The organism is Methylomonas sp. EFPC3 (genome assembly GCF_029643245.1).
Lineage (GTDB): Bacteria > Pseudomonadota > Gammaproteobacteria > Methylococcales > Methylomonadaceae > Methylomonas > Methylomonas koyamae_B.
Genome location: NZ_CP116398.1, coordinates 1,631,209 through 1,650,652, shown reverse-complemented (window position 1 = coordinate 1,650,652; position 19,444 = coordinate 1,631,209). Strand labels below are relative to the sequence as shown.

The 19,444-nt window shown below is 57.8% G+C and carries 14 protein-coding genes; 12 read left to right on the top strand and 2 right to left on the bottom strand.

The window, feature by feature from the left end; genetic code table 11:
• Positions 1-533 precede the first annotated feature (533 nt).
• Together PL263_RS07460 and PL263_RS07455 are read left to right on the top strand one after the other, a co-directional pair.
• The gene (locus PL263_RS07460) at positions 534-1,214 is read left to right on the top strand and encodes an SDR family oxidoreductase (RefSeq protein ID WP_278212395.1); all 681 of its coding nucleotides are present in this window, start codon (positions 534-536) and stop codon (positions 1,212-1,214) included.
• A 577-nt stretch (positions 1,215-1,791) separates the two neighbouring features.
• Positions 1,792-2,208: a hypothetical protein gene (locus PL263_RS07455; RefSeq protein WP_278212394.1), complete on the top strand. Its 417-nt coding sequence runs from the start codon at positions 1,792-1,794 to the stop codon at positions 2,206-2,208.
• A gap of 172 nt (positions 2,209-2,380) precedes the next feature.
• Here the strand turns inward: PL263_RS07455 and PL263_RS07450 are convergent, their stop codons facing one another.
• The gene (locus tag PL263_RS07450) at positions 2,381-3,028 is read right to left on the bottom strand and encodes a hypothetical protein (RefSeq protein ID WP_278212393.1); all 648 of its coding nucleotides are present in this window, start codon (positions 3,026-3,028) and stop codon (positions 2,381-2,383) included.
• A gap of 380 nt (positions 3,029-3,408) precedes the next feature.
• Between PL263_RS07450 and PL263_RS07445 the strand changes: the two genes are divergently transcribed.
• Positions 3,409-4,023, top strand: coding sequence for a polymorphic toxin type 4 domain-containing protein (locus PL263_RS07445; protein ID WP_278212392.1), 615 nt, complete (start codon positions 3,409-3,411; stop codon positions 4,021-4,023).
• A 102-nt stretch (positions 4,024-4,125) separates the two neighbouring features.
• Here the strand turns inward: PL263_RS07445 and PL263_RS07440 are convergent, their stop codons facing one another.
• A complete protein-coding gene (locus PL263_RS07440) occupies positions 4,126-5,490 on the bottom strand; it encodes a type VI secretion system contractile sheath large subunit (RefSeq protein ID WP_278212391.1) in 1,365 nt (454 codons plus the stop codon).
• Between the two features lie 165 nt (positions 5,491-5,655).
• Between PL263_RS07440 and putA the strand changes: the two genes are divergently transcribed.
• The 9 genes from putA to PL263_RS07395 all read left to right on the top strand — a co-directional run bounded on the left by putA (position 5,656) and on the right by PL263_RS07395 (position 19,385).
• Positions 5,656-8,766 carry a bifunctional proline dehydrogenase/L-glutamate gamma-semialdehyde dehydrogenase PutA gene (putA, locus tag PL263_RS07435; RefSeq protein WP_278212390.1) on the top strand — a complete coding sequence of 1,037 codons (3,111 nt, stop codon included), beginning with the start codon at positions 5,656-5,658 and terminating at the stop codon, positions 8,764-8,766.
• A gap of 126 nt (positions 8,767-8,892) precedes the next feature.
• The gene (locus PL263_RS07430; protein ID WP_278212389.1) at positions 8,893-9,549 is read left to right on the top strand and encodes a biliverdin-producing heme oxygenase; all 657 of its coding nucleotides are present in this window, start codon (positions 8,893-8,895) and stop codon (positions 9,547-9,549) included.
• Positions 9,542-12,808 carry an EAL domain-containing protein gene (locus PL263_RS07425; protein WP_278212388.1) on the top strand — a complete coding sequence of 1,089 codons (3,267 nt, stop codon included), beginning with the start codon at positions 9,542-9,544 and terminating at the stop codon, positions 12,806-12,808. Before PL263_RS07430 ends, PL263_RS07425 begins: the two co-directional genes overlap by 8 nt.
• A 225-nt stretch (positions 12,809-13,033) precedes the next feature.
• Complete coding sequence (locus PL263_RS07420) at positions 13,034-14,227, top strand: hypothetical protein (protein ID WP_278212387.1); 1,194 nt, start codon at positions 13,034-13,036, stop codon at positions 14,225-14,227.
• A gap of 1 nt (position 14,228) precedes the next feature.
• Entirely contained in the window at positions 14,229-15,359 is a 1,131-nt protein-coding gene (locus tag PL263_RS07415) for a glutathionylspermidine synthase family protein (protein WP_278212386.1), read from the top strand.
• Positions 15,360-15,361: 2 nt separating this feature from the next.
• The gene (locus PL263_RS07410) at positions 15,362-15,778 is read left to right on the top strand and encodes a DUF350 domain-containing protein (protein WP_278212385.1); all 417 of its coding nucleotides are present in this window, start codon (positions 15,362-15,364) and stop codon (positions 15,776-15,778) included.
• The gene (gene creB / locus PL263_RS07405) at positions 15,778-16,464 is read left to right on the top strand and encodes a two-component system response regulator CreB (protein ID WP_278212384.1); all 687 of its coding nucleotides are present in this window, start codon (positions 15,778-15,780) and stop codon (positions 16,462-16,464) included. The genes PL263_RS07410 and creB overlap by 1 nt, the downstream gene beginning before the upstream one ends.
• A 229-nt stretch (positions 16,465-16,693) precedes the next feature.
• A complete protein-coding gene (creC, locus tag PL263_RS07400) occupies positions 16,694-17,887 on the top strand; it encodes a two-component system sensor histidine kinase CreC (RefSeq protein WP_278212383.1) in 1,194 nt (397 codons plus the stop codon).
• Positions 17,888-18,011: 124 nt separating this feature from the next.
• A complete protein-coding gene (locus PL263_RS07395; RefSeq protein ID WP_278212382.1) occupies positions 18,012-19,385 on the top strand; it encodes an autotransporter outer membrane beta-barrel domain-containing protein in 1,374 nt (457 codons plus the stop codon).
• Positions 19,386-19,444 lie beyond the last annotated feature (59 nt).

Here is a 19,444-nt window from a genome sequence, read left to right as displayed (position 1 = left end):
GTGCCCCGTACCGGCCGGCTTCAAGGCCGTAAGGCGTATTCGGAGCAGTAGCGACAGGCCCCCCCCGGTTTTGCTATCGCGAAAACGTCCTACGGTTCTGGGCGACCAACAAGCCCGCGATACCCTGCCATTTGACCGCCGAAGCGTCTACGGCATCCCCGCAGCACACTTCTCCCACGTCGTCGCCAACCAGCGGCAGCATGCAGACTAATCCGATCGTGTTGACCGATGGGGAGATTGAGCAGGTTTTGCCGCGGCGAGTTTGATTCGGCTGCCGCAAGCCATCGTCGGTAGTCGAGGTCTGCAAATCCAGTGCACATGGTCAACGGGTTCGGGGCCGAACCCGCCTCCGGCTTTGCGGCGCTGAGCTCTCAACCTGGTTTTTCCGATTGAATTGACTAAGCAAATCGCCGCGGTAGCCTTTCGAGCATGGGGACTAGCGATCCAAAAACTTAGTCTGTCACAGCGCATACAACAACAAATCGCTAGTACCCCACCTCCACGGAAATTAACGCTTCAATCGAGGGGTGGCGATGCGTAGAGTTTTGATTGTAGGAGCCAGCAGCGGAATCGGCGCCGCTATTGCCCGCTTGGGGAAGGCGGATTTCGAGGTTCATTCCTTATCGCGCGCCGACACGGTTGCGGATGTTTTCGCCCATCACCGCTGCGACGTCTTGAACGATCCACTCCCCGATATCCACGGTCCACTGAATGGCCTGGTTTATTGTCCAGGCAGCATCAACCTGAAACCTTTTGCCCGCATCCAACCCGAGGAGTTTGTCGCCGATATGCAGCTCAATCTGATCGGGGCGGTGCGGTGTCTGCAGCGGTATCTGGCAAATCTGCAAGCGGCGGAAGCGGCGTCGGTGGTGTTGTTCAGTTCCGTGGCCGTACAAACCGGTTTTCCTTTCCATACTTCGGTGTCGGCGGTCAAAGGCGCCGTTGAAGGGTTGACTCGGGCGTTGGCGGCGGAATGGGCGCCGAAAATTCGAGTCAACGCTATAGCGCCCTCGCTGACCGACACGCCGTTGGCAGCCAATTTACTTAAAGAAGACGCCAAGAGGCAGGCCGCTGCCGGCCGCCATCCCCTGAAACGTCTGGGCGAGGCGGAGGACATTGCGCAAATGGCTTTGTTTTTGTTGTCGGATAAGGCGCGCTGGATCACCGGGCAAATCCAGCATGTCGACGGCGGCATTTCCGCCATAAAATCGTGATGATCACCCGAGGAATGGCTATGAATCTGCCGACCAAGCGGGAGGCATTATGAACAAGTCTTATCACACGGTCGTCATCGGCGGCGAAAATTGGGCAGCGCTGGAACGGTTGCTGCAAGGGGGAAGGCATAGCTTTGCGCTGATTTCTCACCGCGACGTGAAGGCAATGAGTCGGCAAGCGCTAAAAACTCGCCGGACGAGATTTGCTACCACGAGCCAGACGTGTCGCATAATCTCGAATATCGGTCGATATTGAAGAGTTTTCGCTGGCTCGGTTTTCCGGCAATGATTTGGCCCGCTATTTTTGGAACGATGCGCTGAATCAAAATGGATTGTGATAATTAGCGTTTATCAGTCAAGCGGTTGAGCTTGGCTGTATGTTTGCGCCGATATTTTTGGATGTTTAAAAAACAGGTAATAATAAATTTTCAGATACTCGACAAATTTTGTTTTCATGGAATATTAAATTGCGTCAGTCAGAACGAAATAGCCGGAGTATTTAGCGGCTTTTCATTGAAAATATGACGTTATTATTTGATACGTTTCCATCATAATTAAGAATTGCCGGGAGTGATACATGAAAACATCAATTACCCAATGCCGATTAATAAAATTGGCGGTCGCTGTTAGTTTAATAACATTGTCTTTTAATCCAATATCCGCTCAGGCTAGCGATCACGAGACGGAATGCTTCAATTCGGTTCAAGGCAAAATACCTTGGAATGACGAGAAGAATATGAATTGGGACCCAAAAAACATCAAACAACTTTGTGCCGGGACTACCAAGCCCGCCGAACCCGGCGCCTGCTATCTGAGTGTGTTGGACGGCAGAGTAAACTGGGGCAAAGGGATCAGTTGGGATTGGCAAAATATCATCAATCTATGTGCCGGCACCAATAACGCAAAAAACACCGTCGATTGTTTCCAACAAGCGGTAGGCAAGGGTTTGGACTGGCGAGATGCAATATTATTTTGTCAGCGAGCTGAAAAGTAATTACCTGTGTGCCGGATGGTTATTTTGATGCGATTGGCATAATGTCTGTCGGAGGCGGTAAGGCGGATTGGTAGCGATGACTACCATCCGCCAAAACATCGAAACCATCCGGCGTTTTACTAGCGCGAAAACGCCACGCCCTGAAATACACGATGATAATATGGATCAGTTGTTACGGTGAATAAGGTAAGGCCGATTTATGGACAATAATTCTAAGTTTACCGTCTTTACCTTTTTTGAAAACCCAGGTTTTATCTACCATTACTTCTTTTCCGGTCTTGTCGGTGACCCATACATTACCCATGGTTATGGCGACAGAGCCGTATATCTGTATACCTTCGTTATTATTGCCTGCGTTATCGTATCGAGCTTTGACCCATGGCTGAAGGGCGAAACCTTTGTCGTTAGGGTAATCAGGATCGCCACCAACAAAATAGGCCAATGCGCCTTTTTTGTTATTTCTAAATGTTTGGTCGCCGAAAGCCAAAGTAGGCTTAAAAAACACTTTTCCGTAATCGTAGTTGTAGGCGTCTGACAGAACTTTTTCGGCATACGCCTTATAATCTTCTCCTTCTTCCTTTAATTTTCCTATTTTTACCAAGGCGTCACACCAAGCTTGTTGCGCGGCATTCACTTCATCGTAGGTAATAATCGAGTTTGCACCTTCTTCGACATAGACTAAACCTAACTCGTCTATGACTTGTTGAACTGATTTGTTAGCTTTTGAATCACTTATTTGAGGCTCTTCTTTTTTAATGCCGGCGCAGGAGGTTAATAATATTGATCCTCCCAATAATAAAATGGCGTTTATTGTTTTCATGTTTTCCTACCTTTTATATTTTATTAAAATTGTAGTGTTGTTTGATAATTTTTGATATTGATGTGCTTAACTTACAAATCTGATTCTACCAGCGTATGCTCCGTTAGCAAGGCCATAATCGTAATGGCTAACGGGCGCTGTATTGTTTTCGATTACTCAAACTCATAAAAATTCCCATCGATTTCTGTCCAATTTAACAAGTAGACGTTTCGCTCAATCGATTGGTAAAAGGGCGAATATGGCTAGTGTTTAACTTGATTTACCCGGTTGTGAATTCCGGGCGGGGTGTGAGCTTTCACCGGATATTCCGGTATGTCATTTGAAGTGATATTGCGCTAAACTTTAATTCAAATTGAAATGGCATTTTGAGATTAGTCGCTATGATCGAATTTACAGGTAATCTGCTCCACGCCGAGCGTAAAACGGCCGGCACCGGTGGCATTATCAGTGTCGCAAAATACGCCAGCGCTGCCGAAAGCGAGGGTAATGTTTTCGAAATTGTTGGTTGGCTTAAGTCGCCTATTAAACGGAAAAACCTGCAGGGCCGTACCGATTATTTTCAACGTTATGAACTCGGTTTTAGCGATCAGTGGGAGTTGGCTCATCTATGGGCGCCACGCTTTGGTGACGAATCCGGTGCCGGCATTTTGTGGGCTCCGGTCGAGATGAATCAAACTTATCAAAACCATTTACTCGAAAGCTGGCTGGATATTTTACGTAGCGCGGCGGCCGGGCAGGTCAAACTACGGGCAACCGCAACCAGTTGGAATAACGCTTATCTGGCCCGATACTGTGGTTGGAGCAGCGCTAGTTTGACTCGCGCCGATTTCCTCAAACGTGTCAGTTACCAGATTATTCAATGTCCGTCGGGCATGGTTTGCCCCAAGTCGCGGGTAAAACTTTTGGGCTGCAAAATCATTTTGGAATTAACGCCGCCGAGTCCCGGCAAGGTGCCCAAGGTTAGGTTGCCTACCGTCGAATTGCCAAAATTTTGAATCGGTCCGGCAGGCTTTAAAGCGCAGGTCTGGCCTAAAGATTATGGGATTCGTTCTACCCGTTGGATATTGCGACGGGCTTCGAGCCCTGTTCAGCCGGCGTCAAACCAACGCCGCCGCATCCAATAATTTCACGCCCCGCCGCTGGCGGAAACTGACGACCGGCATCAGGCCGCGGTCCCAGAGTTGGTGGGCCTGTTTTTCGGTTAATACCGTTTCGGTCGCCGCTTGCAGCACGCTTTCGCCTTCCAGCGGGTAACTGAACGCCGGTACGTCGCCGAAAAAGCCGGTGTGTTCGTCGGTGGCGTGTTCGGCTCTGATCAGGAAGCGGGCGGCGAGAAAGGCCGGGTTGCTCCACAGTAGTTCCGTCGGATCGGGCGGCAGCACGCATTCTTCAAAATCCAGGCTTTGCAGCGGGTCGCGCTTGGCGCCGTAAGGCAGGCGTTGCAGTACGCCGGGATAGGCCAGGATCAAGCGTTCGCCGCCGACCGCCCGGCAGATCTCCGGCCATTGTTGGCTCGGCGCGGAATCCGGGTCGAGTAGGGCCGCCGCCAGTTCGTGTCCGGCACCGGCCAGAAAACTGCCGTGGCAATGTGCGGCCAGTTCGCTGCAATAACGCAGCGCCGCGCGGTCCTGGCTGTCGGCGTTGAATTGGTAATTGCCCAGTAACAGTAGCGGTTGTTCGCCGTCGGCTGTCTGCAGATGCGCCGTCAGCTTTTGTTTCAGGATCTCCGGTTCGGTTTGGGCCGCTTGCGCCAATTCGTCCTGGCCGATATCCAATAGAAACAGTTGCTGCCGTTCGGCATGGTCTTCGTTTAGCAGATCGCGCAACGCCAGCCACAGCGCTTCCAGGCCTTTAAAATCGGCGCTGTGCAACAGCGTGGCGACGAACTGCGAGACGGTCGCGGTCACCACCGACGCCAATGCCTGGTGTTCGGCGCTAACCGACTTTGCCACGTGCGGGGCGACGATGCCGCGGATCATTTGCTCCACCGAGTCGGTGGCCGCCGCGGCTTCGGGTCGTTTGCCCAGCAGGCGTTCCAACAGGTCTGCCTGGCTTTTGTCGGCGGTTTCGGTGGCGGCCGGGGCCTGGGCCGTCGCCGGGAAGAAGGCGCGGATTTTGGCGGCCGCTGCTTCGGCCGTATGCGGATTGTTCAATTCCCGCTGCAATTGTTGCAGGTCCGCCAACAGCTTGATTTTGCCGATCCAGGCGTCCGGGTGGAAATCTTCAACGGCGGTAAATTCCAAAACCGAATCGGGGCCGAGAGCGATGCTGGGCGCGATTTGCCGCATCACCTGTTCGAAGTTATCGACGTCGATTTTTCGAATCGGCCGTTGCGGCCAGGGCTGCGCGTTACGGCCGGAGAAATTGCCCAGGATATAGATCCGGTAGCCGTCGTCGCCGGAGCTTTTGCGCGGCGCGCCTCGTGTTTGAAACCCCATCGTGAAATCGATTCCGCCGGCCATAACGTCTCCTGGTTAAATTGGCTGTGTCGGGCAAAAGTAGCAGACCCGGTTCGATCCAACAAGCCGCTCCGGGTCGGCCTTATCAGCCGATTGACAATCGGGCCCGGCGGGGAGTGTCATAGTGCGGCGACATCGATTTGACCAAAACAATCCGGGAGGCGGGCGATGCAGGCGGAACAGGAGCTGGACGGGCTGAGGGCGCGGATGCGCCGATCTTACACGCTTGCGGAGGCCGAACTGGTCGCCGAGCTGCAAGCTGCGGTGGCCGATTACAGCCGGCAGACGGTCAGCGCCGATGCCGAACGCTTGATTACCGAGGTGCGTAACCGGCAAAGCGCGGCCGATCTGTTCCAGGATTTTTTGCAGGAATACGGTTTGCAGAGCAATGAAGGCTTGCAATTGATGGCCTTGGCCGAGGCATTGCTGCGCATCCCGGACCCGGCCACCCAAAACCGGTTTTTGCAGGACAAGCTGGCCGGCGGCGATTGGCGCCGGCATTGGGGACACAGCGATTCCTGGCTGATTAACCTCGCCAGCGGCGGTTTGGCACTTGGCGGCAGCATGGAGCGCTTGATTCAGCGCGCCGATTCCGAGTTAAACCTGGCCGCGGCGCTGCTGGAGCGGCTGGGGGAGCCCTTGCTGCGCGCTGCGGTCGCCCAGGCCATGCGTATTTTGACGGAACATTTCGTCATCGCCGAGGATATCGGTTCGGCCTTGGACCGGGCTTGCCAGCGTCCGCAATACCTGTATTCGTTCGATATGCTCGGCGAGGCGGCGCTGACGGACGCCGACGCCGAGCGCTATTACGCCGGCTACGCCGAGGCCATAGCCGTGCTGGCAACTGTTGCGGGCGGCAGTTTGTTGCGCAATCCGGGCATCTCGGTCAAATTGTCCGCCTTGTATCCGCGCTACGACGTGTTGCAGCAAGGCCATGCGGTCGCTGCGATCAGCGTAAAGCTGTTGAATCTGGCCAAGCAGGCCAGGGCGGCGAATATCGGTCTGACGGTCGATGCCGAAGAGGCGGAGCGTCTGGAAATGTCGTTGGACATTTTCGCTGCGGTATTTAACGACCCGGCATTGGTCGGTTGGTCGGGTTTCGGGCTGGCGGTACAGGCCTACCAAAAGCGGGCATTGGCATTGGTCGAATGGCTGGCGGCGTTGGCCGTTTGCGGCAAGCGCCGGATTCCGATCCGGTTGGTGAAAGGTGCGTATTGGGACAGCGAAATCAAACGCGCCCAAGAGGCCGGCTGGAACGATTACCCGGTGTTCACCCGTAAAGCGGCGACCGATTTGTCCTATCTGGCTTGCGCCCAGGCGATTTTGGCGCGGCCGGATTGTTTTTTCGGCCAGTTTGCCACCCATAATGCTCACAGCGTGGCGGCGATTCGGGCCTTGGCCGGCGCCGCGCATCCCGGCTATGAATTTCAACGCCTGCACGGCATGGGCGAAGCGCTGTACGACACGCTGCTCGCACAATCCGGGCCGGAATTGGCCTGCCGGGTTTACGCCCCGGTCGGGGCCCATCGCGACTTGTTACCTTATCTGGTCCGGCGTTTGTTGGAGAACGGCGCCAACAGTTCGTTCGTCAATCAGATCGAGAATCCGCAGATTCCGGCCGCGCAATTGGCCATCGATCCGGCCGAGCTTTTGCAGGTCGCGGCCGGTCCGAATTTGGTAGCGCCGCCGGACCTGTTTGCCCCGCAGCGGCGCAACTCCGCCGGTACCAATTTGAGCGATCCATCCGTACTTCAGCATCTGCGCAGCGAACTGGACCGATACACCGCAACTGTCTGGCAGGCTTGTCCGCTGGTCGACGGCAAGCGGATAAGCGGTAGCGGCCAGCCGGTTTACAGCCCGTTCGATCGGGGCGCAGTGGTCGGCCAAGTATTGGCCAGTAGCGCGGCCGAGATCGACGCGGCATTGGCCAGCGCCGAGCCGGCATTCAAGCGGTGGTGCTCACATCCCGTGGTCGAACGCGCCGCTTGCCTGCAAACGGCGGCCGATTTATTCGAGCGCCACCGCAGCGAATTGCTGGCATTATGCATCCGCGAGGGTGGCCGCACCTTGAGCGATGCCTTGGCCGAATTGCGCGAGGCGGTCGATTTGTGCCGCTACTATGCCGCCAATGCCTTAGCCTTGTTCGGCCAGGCGCAGCCGCTGCCGGGCCCGACCGGCGAGGACAATAGGCTCGGTTACCGCGGCCGCGGCGTATTCGTTTGTATCAGCCCGTGGAATTTTCCGCTGGCGATTTTCGTCGGCCAAGTTGCCGCGGCCTTGCTGGCCGGCAATAGCGTGATCGCCAAACCGGCCGAACAAACTGCGTTGACGGCCATGGCTGCGGTCAGGCTATTGCACCGGGCCGGCGTGCCGAAGCCGGTGTTGCAGTTGCTGCCGGGCGACGGCGAGGGCATCGGCCGCCAGCTACTAAGTGACCGGCGCGTGGCCGGCGTTGCCTTTACCGGGTCGGTAGAAACCGCCAGTCTGATTAACCGCCAATTGAGCCGGTGGCCGGGGCCGATTGCGACGCTGATCGCCGAAACCGGCGGACTCAACGCGATGCTGGCGGACAGTTCCGCGCATACCGAACAACTGGTGCGCGACGCGGTGCAATCGGCCTTCAATAGTGCCGGCCAGCGCTGTTCCGCGTTGCGGGTGTTGTTTCTGCCGGAGGAAACCTGTGAGGCGGTGAGTGAACGTTTGATCGGCGCGATGCGCTTGTTACGGCTGGGTTCGCCGTGGGAGTTCGAGACCGACATCGGCCCGATCATCGACGCTGCCGCCCTGGCTGCATTGCATCGACACATGCAATACCTGGCGGAGGTCGGCAGAGTGCTGTTCCAGGTGCCGCTGCCTGAACAGTGTGCGGCCGGCTATTTTTTTCCGCCGACCTTGGTGCGGATTCCAAGCCTCTCCGTGCTGGAGCGAGAGGTGTTCGGGCCGATTCTACACATTGTCAGTTACCGCAGCGGCGAGTTGGAGCAGGTGGTCGACGCCATCAACGCCAGCGGTTACGGCCTGACCTTGGGGCTGCATACCCGGCTGGAATCGACGATGCAATACGTGGCGCGGCACGCCAGAGTCGGCAATTTGTACATCAATCGCAATATGATCGGGGCGGTCGTCGGGGTGCAGCCGTTCGGCGGGATGGGTTTGTCCGGCACCGGGCCGAAGGCTGGCGGGCCGAATTACCTATTGCGGTTTGCGGTCGAGCAAACCGTCAGTATCAACACCGCCGCGATCGGCGGCAATCCCGGCTTGTTGCATAACCGCGGCTGACGGCGCCGCTTCGGTCTGGCGCTATACGGTAGCGTTTAATGTCTGCGGATCACCCTGGAAGGGTTGGAAATGAATGGTATATTTGTAGGATAACTCTTACGCACTTAGCACTAGGCATGCTCGGAAATGAACGTAACCAATCCGCAATCAGGTTCCAACGACCAGGGTGGCGTACGTGCTTTGCTGCGCGATGCGACCGGGATGCAACACGACCAGCTAAACCGGCATGCTTTATTGGCGGGATTGGTTAGACCGGACTATGCTTTAGCCACATACCAATTGTTACTGCAGGCATTATTTCGGACTTACGCCGGTTTGGAGCCTGGCCTCGCCGCATTTTCCAAGCGTCAACTTGCCGGTTTGGATTATGTGGCCAGGGTCAAACTGTCGTGGTTGCAAGCCGATTTAGATCACTTCGGGATTGACTCGGCCTTGCTGAAACCCGCCGATTTGCCGCTTCCGCAAATTGACAGCATTGGCGACTACGTCGGCGCGCTTTACGTGGTCGAAGGGTCCACGTTGGGCGGCCAAATGATTGCCAAGTGTCTCGGTCAAAATTTGGGGCTATCGGCCGATGCCGGCGCCCGTTTTTATGCCGGTTACGGCGCCGCCACCACAAGCATGTGGCGCGGCTTTATCGATTTTGCCGAATCGATTGCCGCCGACACCGCACAAGTCACAGCGGCGCAGCTTGCCGCCAAACGGATATTCGCTTTTTTTCAACAACAGTTCGATCTCGCGGTAGTGGCGGAGTTCGGGAGCGGGAGTGGCAACCATGACTAACATTACCCGCGAGCAACTGGAGCAGGCATTGCAGAAGTGTGCTTCCGAGCCCATCCACCAGATCGGCCGGATTCAGCCGCACGGTGTGCTGTTGGTGCTCGATCCGGCGTCGGCGCTGCAAATCGTCCAAGCCAGCGTGAATCTGGACCAGATTTTCGAGGTGTCTGCCGAACAGGCATTGGGTCTGACATTTGCCGATTTAGGCGGCGCCAGGGCGGCGGAGCAATTGCAGGCATTGACCGAGGTCGCACTTGGCCGCGACACCGCGGCCGGCAAACTCAGCATGGTCGTGGCCGGGGCCTCGAGGGAGCTACAGGCGCATGTCTATCTGAGCAACGGTGGTTTTGCCGTCGAATTGATGGCGGATCAGACCGATCACAAAGAAACCCGCTTGGCGGAATTGTTGTTGCAGATGCAGGACGTCCTGTTGCATATCGATACCGACCGCGAATACTTACGCTATTTCGATCAGGTGGCGATCCTGGTGCGGACGCTGTGCGGCTACGATAGTGTGATGGTTTACCGCTTCGATTCCGAATGGAACGGCGAAGTGATCAGCCAAAGCCGGATCGAAACCGCACCTTCCTATTTGGGTTTGCATTTTCCGGCCAGTGATATACCCGCTCAGGCGCGGCGTTTGTACACGCTGAATCTGGTGCGCGTCGTCGCGGATATCGAGGCGGACCCGGTGCCGTTGCTACCGGCGCTGAATCCCTTGGCGGCCGAACCGCTGGATATGACTTATTCCGCTCTGCGTTGCTTGTCGCCGATTCATATCCAATACCTGCGCAATATCGGCGTAAGCGCCTCCATGGTGGTATCGATCATGCAAAATGGCCGGCTGTGGGGACTGATTGCCTGCCATCACCACGCGCCGAAGCAGGTGTCGCTGGCCGAACGCGAGGCCGTGACCTTTATCAGCCGGATGACCTCGGCCAAGCTTTCGGGCATCGAAGCGGTAGAACAGCACCGTCATGTCACGAGCGCTAACCACTTGATCGGCGAGCTGCTGAACTACATCTTTACCAGTCAGGAAGAGACGATTTTGCAACGCTTGCTGCCGGAACTGATGCAGTTGTTGCATGCCGACGGCGTCGTTGCCTTGGTCGAAGGCAAGCGCCATTGCCACGGCCTGACGCCCGATTCCGAACAACTGGACGGCCTGTTGCAATGGTTGAGCGGCAAGTGCGGCACCAGCTCGTTCAGTTGCGACCATCTGGAGCAACATTTTCCGCCGGCGATGAACTATCGGGATATTGCCTCCGGCGTACTGTGCACCCCGTTGTCCGCAGGTGTCCGAAACGGGATTGTCTGGTTTCGGGTGGAAAAGCCGCGCACGGTGAACTGGGCCGGTCATGCCGAAAAAGGTCTGGTAGCGGACGAGGCCGGCGGTTATCGGTTGACGCCGCGCAAGTCTTTCGAAGTTTGGAGCGAGTTATGGCGCGGCCGCAGTGCGCCGTGGACTCATGTGGAGTTGGGCGTGGCGAATATGCTGGCGATAACGCTGCCCGAGGGGCTGGCCCAAAAAAGCCGGCTGGACCAGGCCTTGAAGGCGCAGCGTTTGCTGGATGCGGAGCTGCGAATCGCGGCGACGGCGTTCGAGTCGCAGGAAGGCATTTTGGTGCTGGACTCCGCGCACAATATCTTGCGGGTGAACCGGGCATTTTCCCGGATTACCGGCTACCCGGCGGAATTCGTGGTCGGTAAGAATCCGCGCGATTTGCAACTGGATATACAGCGAATTAGCGATTACGCCGCGATGTGGGATGCGGTCGAGGCCGATGGGGCCTGGGAAGGGGAAACGATTCTCCGGTCCATCGACGGCCGTTTGTTCCCGATCCATTTGGCCATCTCCGCGGTCACGGACCAGGAGGGCAATCTAAAAAACTATGTCGCCAGCTTCATCGACATCAGCCAGTTGAAAGCCGCCTCCGAAGAAATCGAACGTTTGGCGTTCTACGACGCCTTAACCGGCTTACCGAATCGGCGGTTATTGCAAGACCGCTTGAAGCACTGTTTGGCGATCAGTTCTCGCAGCGGCCGGCCGGGGGCGTTGTTGTTTATCGATCTGGATAATTTCAAGATGTTGAACGACACCCTGGGCCACGATATGGGCGATCTGCTCCTGCAACAAGTCGGCCGGCGCTTGTCGGGTTGCGTGCGCGAGGGCGATACGGTGGCCCGTCTCGGCGGCGACGAGTTTGTGGTGATGTTGAGCGAACTGGGTGACGACAAACTCGATGCTTCGGCGCAAACCGAGATCGTTGCCAACAAGATTCTGGTAAGGCTGACCAAGCCCTATTTGTTGAAAGAACACGAATACAGAAACTCGCCCAGCATCGGCGCCGTATTATTCCGCGACCACGAATTCGATATCGAGGCCTTGTTGAAGCAGGCCGATATTGCGATGTACCAAGCCAAGAAGGCCGGCAAAAACACCGTGCGCTTTTTCGATCCGCAAATGCAGGCCAATATTAACGCCAGAATGCGATTGGAAGCCGAGTTACACCGGGCCTTGGCCGAAAACCGGTTTCTGCTGCATTACCAACCCCAGGTCGGCAAAAACCATGAGGTATCCGGCGCCGAAGTGCTGATTCGTTGTCTGCATCCGGAATCCGGCTTGATTCCGCCGAAGGATTTCATCCCGTTGGCGGAGGAAATCGGTTTGATTACCCCGATCGGCCAATGGGTGTTGGAAACGGCATGCCGGCAGTTAAAACGCTGGGAAGCCAATCCCAATACCCGGCATTTGCAATTGGCGGTGAATGTCAGCCCCAGACAATTTCGCCAGGCCGATTTTGTCGGCAAGGTGGTGCGTATCGTTAGGGATGCGGCAATCAAACCCGGTCATTTGAAATTGGAATTGACTGAAAGTTTGGTATTGGACGACATCGACGACACCATCGTCAAAATGCATGCGCTACGCAATTTCGGCGTCTGCTTTGCGATGGACGATTTCGGTACCGGCAATTCGTCCTTGTCGAATCTGCGCAAGCTGCCGATTGCGCAATTGAAAATCGACCAGAGTTTTATCCGGGACATTTTAGAAAACCCCGACGATACCGTGATCGTGCAAACCATCATCGCGATGGCGAAAAATCTGGGGATGGATGTGATTGCCGAGGGGGTCGAAACCGGTGCGCAGCGTTCCTTTCTGGAGCAGCACGGTTGCGATGCGTTTCAAGGTTATTTGTTCGGCAAGCCGATGCCGATCACCGATTTCGAGGCCCTGTTGCGCGGCGGTTTGCCGCAGGCCTGAGCACAATGCCGTTAAGTTAAGGAACAAAACGGCTGGTTCACATCCTGTAGGAGCAGGCGATGCCTGCGACCGAAGCCGTTTGATCGCGGGCAGGGCCCGCTCCTACAATCCTTGACTTAACGACATTGGGCCTGTGCAGGCGCAGCGCCTGTGTCGGGAGGCGGATAGCGGACAAATTGCGATCTCGCGACTATGCTTACCCGACTTTATTAACCCTCGCCAGCCATGCCGCCGTCTTTAAATAAAAAACTGACTGTTACCTACCTGTTCTGGAAAAAGCTGTTGGTCTTGTGTTTGGGCTTGCCGGGTGCCTCAGTGTTCGTTTGGGCGGGTGTGAGCAGTAACTTCTATTTGTTTGAAGTTACTGTTGTAGTGTTCGGCGCGTATATTTTTCGAGAGTTTGCCGGGACTCTGGGCACTCGCTCGGTTACGTTCTATCCGGACAAAATCGTCAAGCTTAGTTGGTTCGGCGAATCGGCCATTCCGACCCGTGCTCTCGCACTAAAAATTAACAGACAAGAGGGCGTCGAATCTCTGCATTTTTTTCACGGTACCGAAAAAAATACTCGCGAATCTGTTTCGGTGGTGGGTTGGTGTTTGTCGGAAGAGCACCGACTGTGGCTGGATTCCTACCGCCGCAATATTTACCGGATCGGCGATTTTATGCGGGCGCCGAGCAGCAATAGCGCGGCTTGCGTCGAATTCGAAAAGGCGGTGGCCAGCTTTCGTTTCATTACCATCCTCACCATCTTGTACCTGTTGGTGTACGTCGTCTGTGCCACTTACCTGTCCTGGCATTACCCGATCTTCAACGGTTATGCACCGGCGGCGTTGATCTGGCCGATTCGGGTGGTGTTCGTCGCGCTAGCGTTGGTCGCCTATCCGCTGTTGCGTCTGCAAGCCCGGCTGCCGCTGGCCGAGCGCAATTACAACCAGCGCGTGCAACGCGGCCAAAACCAGGCCTTACGCTCGGCCTTGCTGGCGAACGGCGTAGCCTGGTTGGGTTTGCCGCTGTGCCTGTTAACCGGCAACAAACTGGATTTTTACATGCTGTTGTTGGTCGGCGGCGTTTACCATCGCGATTTCTATCCGCGGCTGTCGGATTGGGAGCAGTTGTTGCAAGTGGCCCCGGAAGGTCAAAGCGTGCCGCCGATTCCGCGCCGCTCGCTGCAGGTCTCGCTGGCTTTGCTCGGCAGCCTGTCCTTGGCCGGTTACGCCGGCCAGCCCGGCGATTTTAAAATTCGGCAGGATTGCACCGACGCCAACGGTAATCCGGTCGAATGCGACAACAGCCATAGCGGCAGCCACGGCGGCGGTTCCGGTTCCAGTTACCGCGGCGGCAGCGACGACGGCCACAGCGGCACCCGCCGCGGCGGTTTCGGCTCGTTCGGCGGTTCGCACGGCTTTTTCGGCGGCTGAGATGCAGCGCCTGGAGCGGCAAGCGCGCGCCGACTGGCGGCAACGGCTGGAAGCGGTCGGCATGAATTTCCATACCATAGACGGCGCCGTCTATTGGGACGAATCGGCCTGCTACCGTTTCAGCCGCAGCCAGATCGACGTGCTGGACGACGCCACCGCTGAACTGCATAGTCTGTGTTTGCACGCCGTCGAACAAGTGATCCGTCGCGATTGGTTCGAGCGGCTGCGGATTCCGCGTTGGGCCGCGCCCTATCTGGCCGCATCCTGGGAACGCGGCGACCCGAGTTTGTTCGGCCGCTTCGATCTGGCCTGGGACGGCAGCGGGCCGCCGAAATTGCTGGAATACAATGCCGACACGCCGACCGCGTTGCCGGAAGCGGCCGTCGTGCAATGGTTCTGGCTGAGCGATTGTTACCCGCAGGCCGACCAGTTCAATTCCATCCACGAGAAACTGATCGCCTTCTGGCAAGGCTATCGGCACAGCCACGCCGAGGTCTATTTTGCCGGCGTCGCCCACAGCGACGAGGATGCCGGCAATGTCGCCTATTTGATGGACACCGCGTTGCAGGCCGGCATTCGCCCGCATTGGCTGGCGATCGAAGACATCGGCTGGCAGGCGGCCGCGCAACAATTCGTCGATTTGCAGGATCGGCCGATTCGGAGTCTATTCAAACTGTACCCCTGGGAATGGCTGCTGCGCGAGGAATTTGGGCCTTATCTGCCCAAAGCCAATCCGAGCCTGCTGGAGCCGGCCTGGAAGCAAATCCTCAGCAACAAAGGCATTCTGCCGATCTTGTGGGAATTGTTCGAAGGCCATCCCAACTTGCTGCCGGCCAGCTTCGCCGATAAGCCCATGCTCGGCGACTTTGTACGCAAGCCGCTGTATTCGCGCGAAGGCGCCAACATCGAAATTCGCCGCGGCAGCAGCGTCGTCGAATCCGCCGGCCTGTACGGCGACGACGGCTATATCTACCAGCGTTATACGCCGCTGCCCGAGTTCGCCGGCAACTATCCGGTGATCGGTTCCTGGGTCGTCGCCGGCCAGCCGGCCGGTATCGGCATTCGCGAGGACAAAACCGAAATCACCGGCAACAATAGCCGGTTCGTACCGCATTTTTTCGTCGAGGACTGATTATGCCCACCATCGATTTAGCCGAGTTAGCGGCCGCAGCCAACGGCTTTGTTTTGCATTTTCTGGCGGCCGTCGCGCTCAGCGCGCTGTTCGGTTTTTGCTATTTGCAGATCACGCCGTATGCCGAGTTCAAATTGATCCGCGCCGGCAAAACCGCGCCGGCGCTGGCCTTCACCGGCGCCGTGCTCGGGTTTGCGCTGGCCTTGGCCGGAGCGATCGCCAACAGCGTTTCCTTTACCGACATGCTGATCTGGGCCGGCGTCGCCTTTTTCGTCCAAACCTTGGTGTTCGTCGGCGTGCGTCTGGCTTTCGCCGATTTATGCGAACGCATCGCCGGCGACGAAATCGGTCCGGCGGTGGTATTGGCCGGTTTTTCGTTGGCGGCCGGGGTACTGAATGCCGCCTGCATGAGTTACTGATGGCCGAGTCGATTGGGCCGCAGCGGATTTTGATCGTCGAGGACGAAGCGGCAATTGCCGATACCTTGATTTACGCGCTGCGCCAAAACGGTTATCAGCCCGAGCATGCCGATTTGCTGCAAACCGGCTTGGCCCGCTTGCAAGCCGAGTCGTTTGCGCTGGCGATCCTGGATGTCGGTTTGCCGGACGGCTCCGGCTTCGAGTTGTGCCGGCAATTGCGCCGGTTTTCGCAAATACCGGTGATGTTTCTGACTGCGCACGGCGACGAGATCGACCGCATCGTCGGCCTGGAAATCGGCGCCGACGACTACGTGACCAAGCCGTTCAGCCCGCGCGAAGTGGCCGCGCGGGTCGGCGCCATCCTGCGCCGGATGCAGCCGGCCCCGATCCAGCCGGGCACCGCCGATTTCGAGTTGGACGGTCAGGCCGGGCGCATCCGTTATTACGGCCGCTTGCTGGAGCTGACTCGTTACGAATATTTGTTATTGAAACTGCTGATCGAGCACCCGACGCGGATTTTTTCGCGCGAGCAACTGCTGGAACGGGTCTGGCGCGATCCGGGTGACGTGTTCGATCGCACCGTCGATACCCATATCAAAACCTTGCGCGCCAAACTGCGCGCCATCGCCGACGCCGATCCGATCCGTACCCATCGCGGCCTGGGCTACAGCCTGGAAAGCCGATGAAGTTGTCGGTGCGGCTGTTTTTGGGTTATTTCCTGCTGGTCGCGGTCACCGGGCAGTTGGTGTTGCTGCTGGTGGTCAAGCAAATTAGCCCCGGCGTGCGCATGGCCCTGGAAGCCAGTCTGGTCGACACCGCCAACCTGCTGGCCGAACTCGCGGCACCCGAACTGGCAGGGGGGCGATTGCCGACGGCCAATTCGCCGACGCGGTGCGGCGCTACAGCAAGCGGCCGGTGTCGGCGACCATATTCGGCTTTCCGAAACAAAGTCTCGATTATCGGGTGTACGTCACCGACGCCGCCGGCATCGTCCGCTTCGATTCGGCCGGCAGCGCGCTCGGCGAAAATTACGCGCGCTGGAACGACGTTTATCTGACCTTGCAAGGCCGCTACGGCGCCCGTTCCAGTCAATCGGACCCGGACGATAAGCGCAGTTCGACCATGCATGTGGCGGCGCCGGTGCGCGACGGCGAAAAATTGATCGGTGTCGTTACGGTGGCTTATCCGACCGCGTTGCTGCAACCCATCGTCGAAGCCGGCAAGGCCGCGGTACAGCGCGGTGCGCTGTGGTTGTTCGGCGGCGCGCTGTTGTTCGGCGCGGTGTTCAACTGGCGTTTGACCCGGGCAATCGATTTGTTGGTGGCTTACGCCCGCGCCGTGACCTCCGGCGGCAAGGCCACGCCGCCGAAATTGCATAGCGTGGAATTGGCGACCTTGGCCCAAACCCTGGAAACCATGCGCCGCGAGTTGGAAGGCAAGCAATACGTCGAACGCTACGTGCAAACCCTGACCCACGAAATGAAGAGCCCGCTGGCGGCAATTCGCGGTGCGGCGGAATTGCTGGAAGACCCGTTGCCCGACGCCGAGCGCCGCCGCTTTGCCGGCAACGCCCGCGAGCAGGCGGAACGGCTGGACCAATTGATCGAACGCCTGTTGGGCTTGGCGGCGTTGGAGCAGCGCCAGCAGTTGGCCGAGCCCAAGCTGCTGGATTTGGCCGTGTTGGCGCAAGCCGTCGCCGCCGAAAAAGCCGCGCCGCTGGCGCAGCGGCAGCTCGGCGTCGCTTTCGAGTGTGCCGGCGAGTTGCCGGTGGTAGGTGAGGAATTCCTGTTGCGCCAAGCCTTGTCCAATCTGCTGGATAACGCCATCGCCTTCGCCCCGGCCGGCTCGCTGATCGAAATCGATGGCCGCAGCGAAAACCAGCGCGCGCACTTGTGTATCCGCGACCACGGTCCGGGCATCCCCGACTATGCCTTGCCGCGCCTGTTCGAACGTTTTTACTCGCTGCCGAGGCCGGATACCGGCCGCAAAAGCACCGGTCTGGGCCTGGCCTTCGTCCGCGAAGTGGCCGTGTTGCACGGCGGCGAAATCAAGGTCGGCAACGCCGAGGGCGGTGGTGTAAAGGCGGTTTTGAGTTTCCCCGCGGCTTAGTGCTGCCGGTCCGGAGAATCCTTGAAAATATGTTATCCGCATCACATAATTCGCTATTATTCTCGGCCATTGCCACAGCGTATTCGGCTGGGCCTAACCCTTGCAACCCGGAAAGTCAGACCAGATGAAGCATTCCAAACTGATGTCGCAACCGAGTGGACGCGCGGACGCGCGGTCGATTGCCTTCAACGGTTCGGCGGCTGTTTGCCGCGCCAATGAATCTCCATTATTCAAAAATCCGTATCGATTGGCCGCCGTTGGGCTGTTGGTGGCCGCCACCATCCCGGCTGACGCCGCGTCGCTGGATCAACAGATTCGCGCGCTGCTGGCCAAGGACGGCAACCAACTCGGTTGCGCGCAGTTGGTGGGCAGTTCGCCGCGCCAGACCGGCGGCGGTCAGCAGCCATTGAATTTCGGTCCGCAATTGGCCAGTTTGTGCGGCACCATCCCGGCCGGGAATCCGCCGCCGGTAGGCGGTGCGCCTGGTGGCGGCGCGGCGGGGAGTTCGGCTGCCGGCGCGGCGTTTTCCGCCCTCGGCCAAGCCGATCTCGTCCTGAAAAAACGCCGCGGCCAAGCGGACGCCGGCCAGGATCTAGCCAAGGGCGGTGCTGCCGGGGACGGCGAGATGACCTTGTTACCCGGTGTGAATCTGTTTTTCAACGCCGATTACCGGGCATTGGATCGGCGCCAAACCGAATTGGAGCGGGGATATGTCTCCAACGAGGCCGGCTTCAGCTTGGGTATCGACACCATGCCGACCGACTGGGCCGTGGCCGGGTTGGCCGTCAACTATTCGCGCTGGCACGGCGACCAGTTTAACGGCGGCGGCTTCGACACCGACTCTTACGGGCCGACCTTGTTTGCCTCCTTGTTTCCCTGGCAAGGCTTTTTCGCCGACTTGTCGTTTCAATACCTGCGCAAAGACGGCAGCAACGCCAATCGCCGCGATTACCTGCGCGAAGACAACACCAATTTCGGCGGTGCGATCAGCGGCACGCCCGGTGCCGACCAATTCGAGGGCAATCTGTCTACCGGCTACGACTTGACGCTAGGCGGTTTGACTCTCGGTCCCCGCGCCACAGTCCGCTACCGCCACGCGGCGATGGACGCGTATAGCGAGCAGGGTAGCTCCGGCCTGGAACTGCGCTATCTGGCGGACCGGCTGACCTCGGTGCAATCCAGCGTCGGTGCCCAGGCATCCTACGCGATCAGTACCTCGTGGGGCGTATTGGTGCCGCAGGTCAACGCCGATTGGACCCACGAATACGACAACGGCCAGCGCACGATTTACGTGCAATTCGCGCAAGATTTCCGCGCGCTGCCGACCACGTTCGGTTTCCAAACCGACCGGCCCGACCGGGATTTTTTCCATGTCGGCGGCGGCCTGGTCGCGGTAATGCCCAACGGCTGGCAGGCTTACGCCAATTTCGACGCTTTGCTCGGCCACGCCTATTTCGACAATTACATCGGGACCATCGGCATCCGCCTGGGCTTGTAGCAAAGCGTGACACAGGCCTGGTGCTTTGCTGAAATTCAGTTCCGCTTCGAGCACTATTT

Bases quoted from the DNA above. Each gene is read 5' to 3' on its own strand.
- PL263_RS07440 (WP_278212391.1), bottom strand. From the start codon at position 5,490: ATGGCCGGCGGAATCGATTTCACGATGGGGTTTCAAACACGAGGCGCG.
- PL263_RS07455 (WP_278212394.1), top strand. From the start codon at position 1,792: ATGAAAACATCAATTACCCAATGCCGATTAATAAAATTGGCGGTCGCT.
- PL263_RS07395 (WP_278212382.1), top strand. From the start codon at position 18,012: ATGAAGCATTCCAAACTGATGTCGCAACCGAGTGGACGCGCGGACGCG.
- PL263_RS07430 (WP_278212389.1), top strand. From the start codon at position 8,893: ATGAACGTAACCAATCCGCAATCAGGTTCCAACGACCAGGGTGGCGTA.
- PL263_RS07450 (WP_278212393.1), bottom strand. From the start codon at position 3,028: ATGAAAACAATAAACGCCATTTTATTATTGGGAGGATCAATATTATTA.
- PL263_RS07410 (WP_278212385.1), top strand. From the start codon at position 15,362: ATGCCCACCATCGATTTAGCCGAGTTAGCGGCCGCAGCCAACGGCTTT.
- creB (WP_278212384.1), top strand. From the start codon at position 15,778: ATGGCCGAGTCGATTGGGCCGCAGCGGATTTTGATCGTCGAGGACGAA.
- PL263_RS07445 (WP_278212392.1), top strand. From the start codon at position 3,409: ATGATCGAATTTACAGGTAATCTGCTCCACGCCGAGCGTAAAACGGCC.
- putA (WP_278212390.1), top strand. From the start codon at position 5,656: ATGCAGGCGGAACAGGAGCTGGACGGGCTGAGGGCGCGGATGCGCCGA.
- PL263_RS07460 (WP_278212395.1), top strand. From the start codon at position 534: ATGCGTAGAGTTTTGATTGTAGGAGCCAGCAGCGGAATCGGCGCCGCT.
- PL263_RS07415 (WP_278212386.1), top strand. From the start codon at position 14,229: ATGCAGCGCCTGGAGCGGCAAGCGCGCGCCGACTGGCGGCAACGGCTG.
- PL263_RS07425 (WP_278212388.1), top strand. From the start codon at position 9,542: ATGACTAACATTACCCGCGAGCAACTGGAGCAGGCATTGCAGAAGTGT.
- PL263_RS07420 (WP_278212387.1), top strand. From the start codon at position 13,034: ATGCCGCCGTCTTTAAATAAAAAACTGACTGTTACCTACCTGTTCTGG.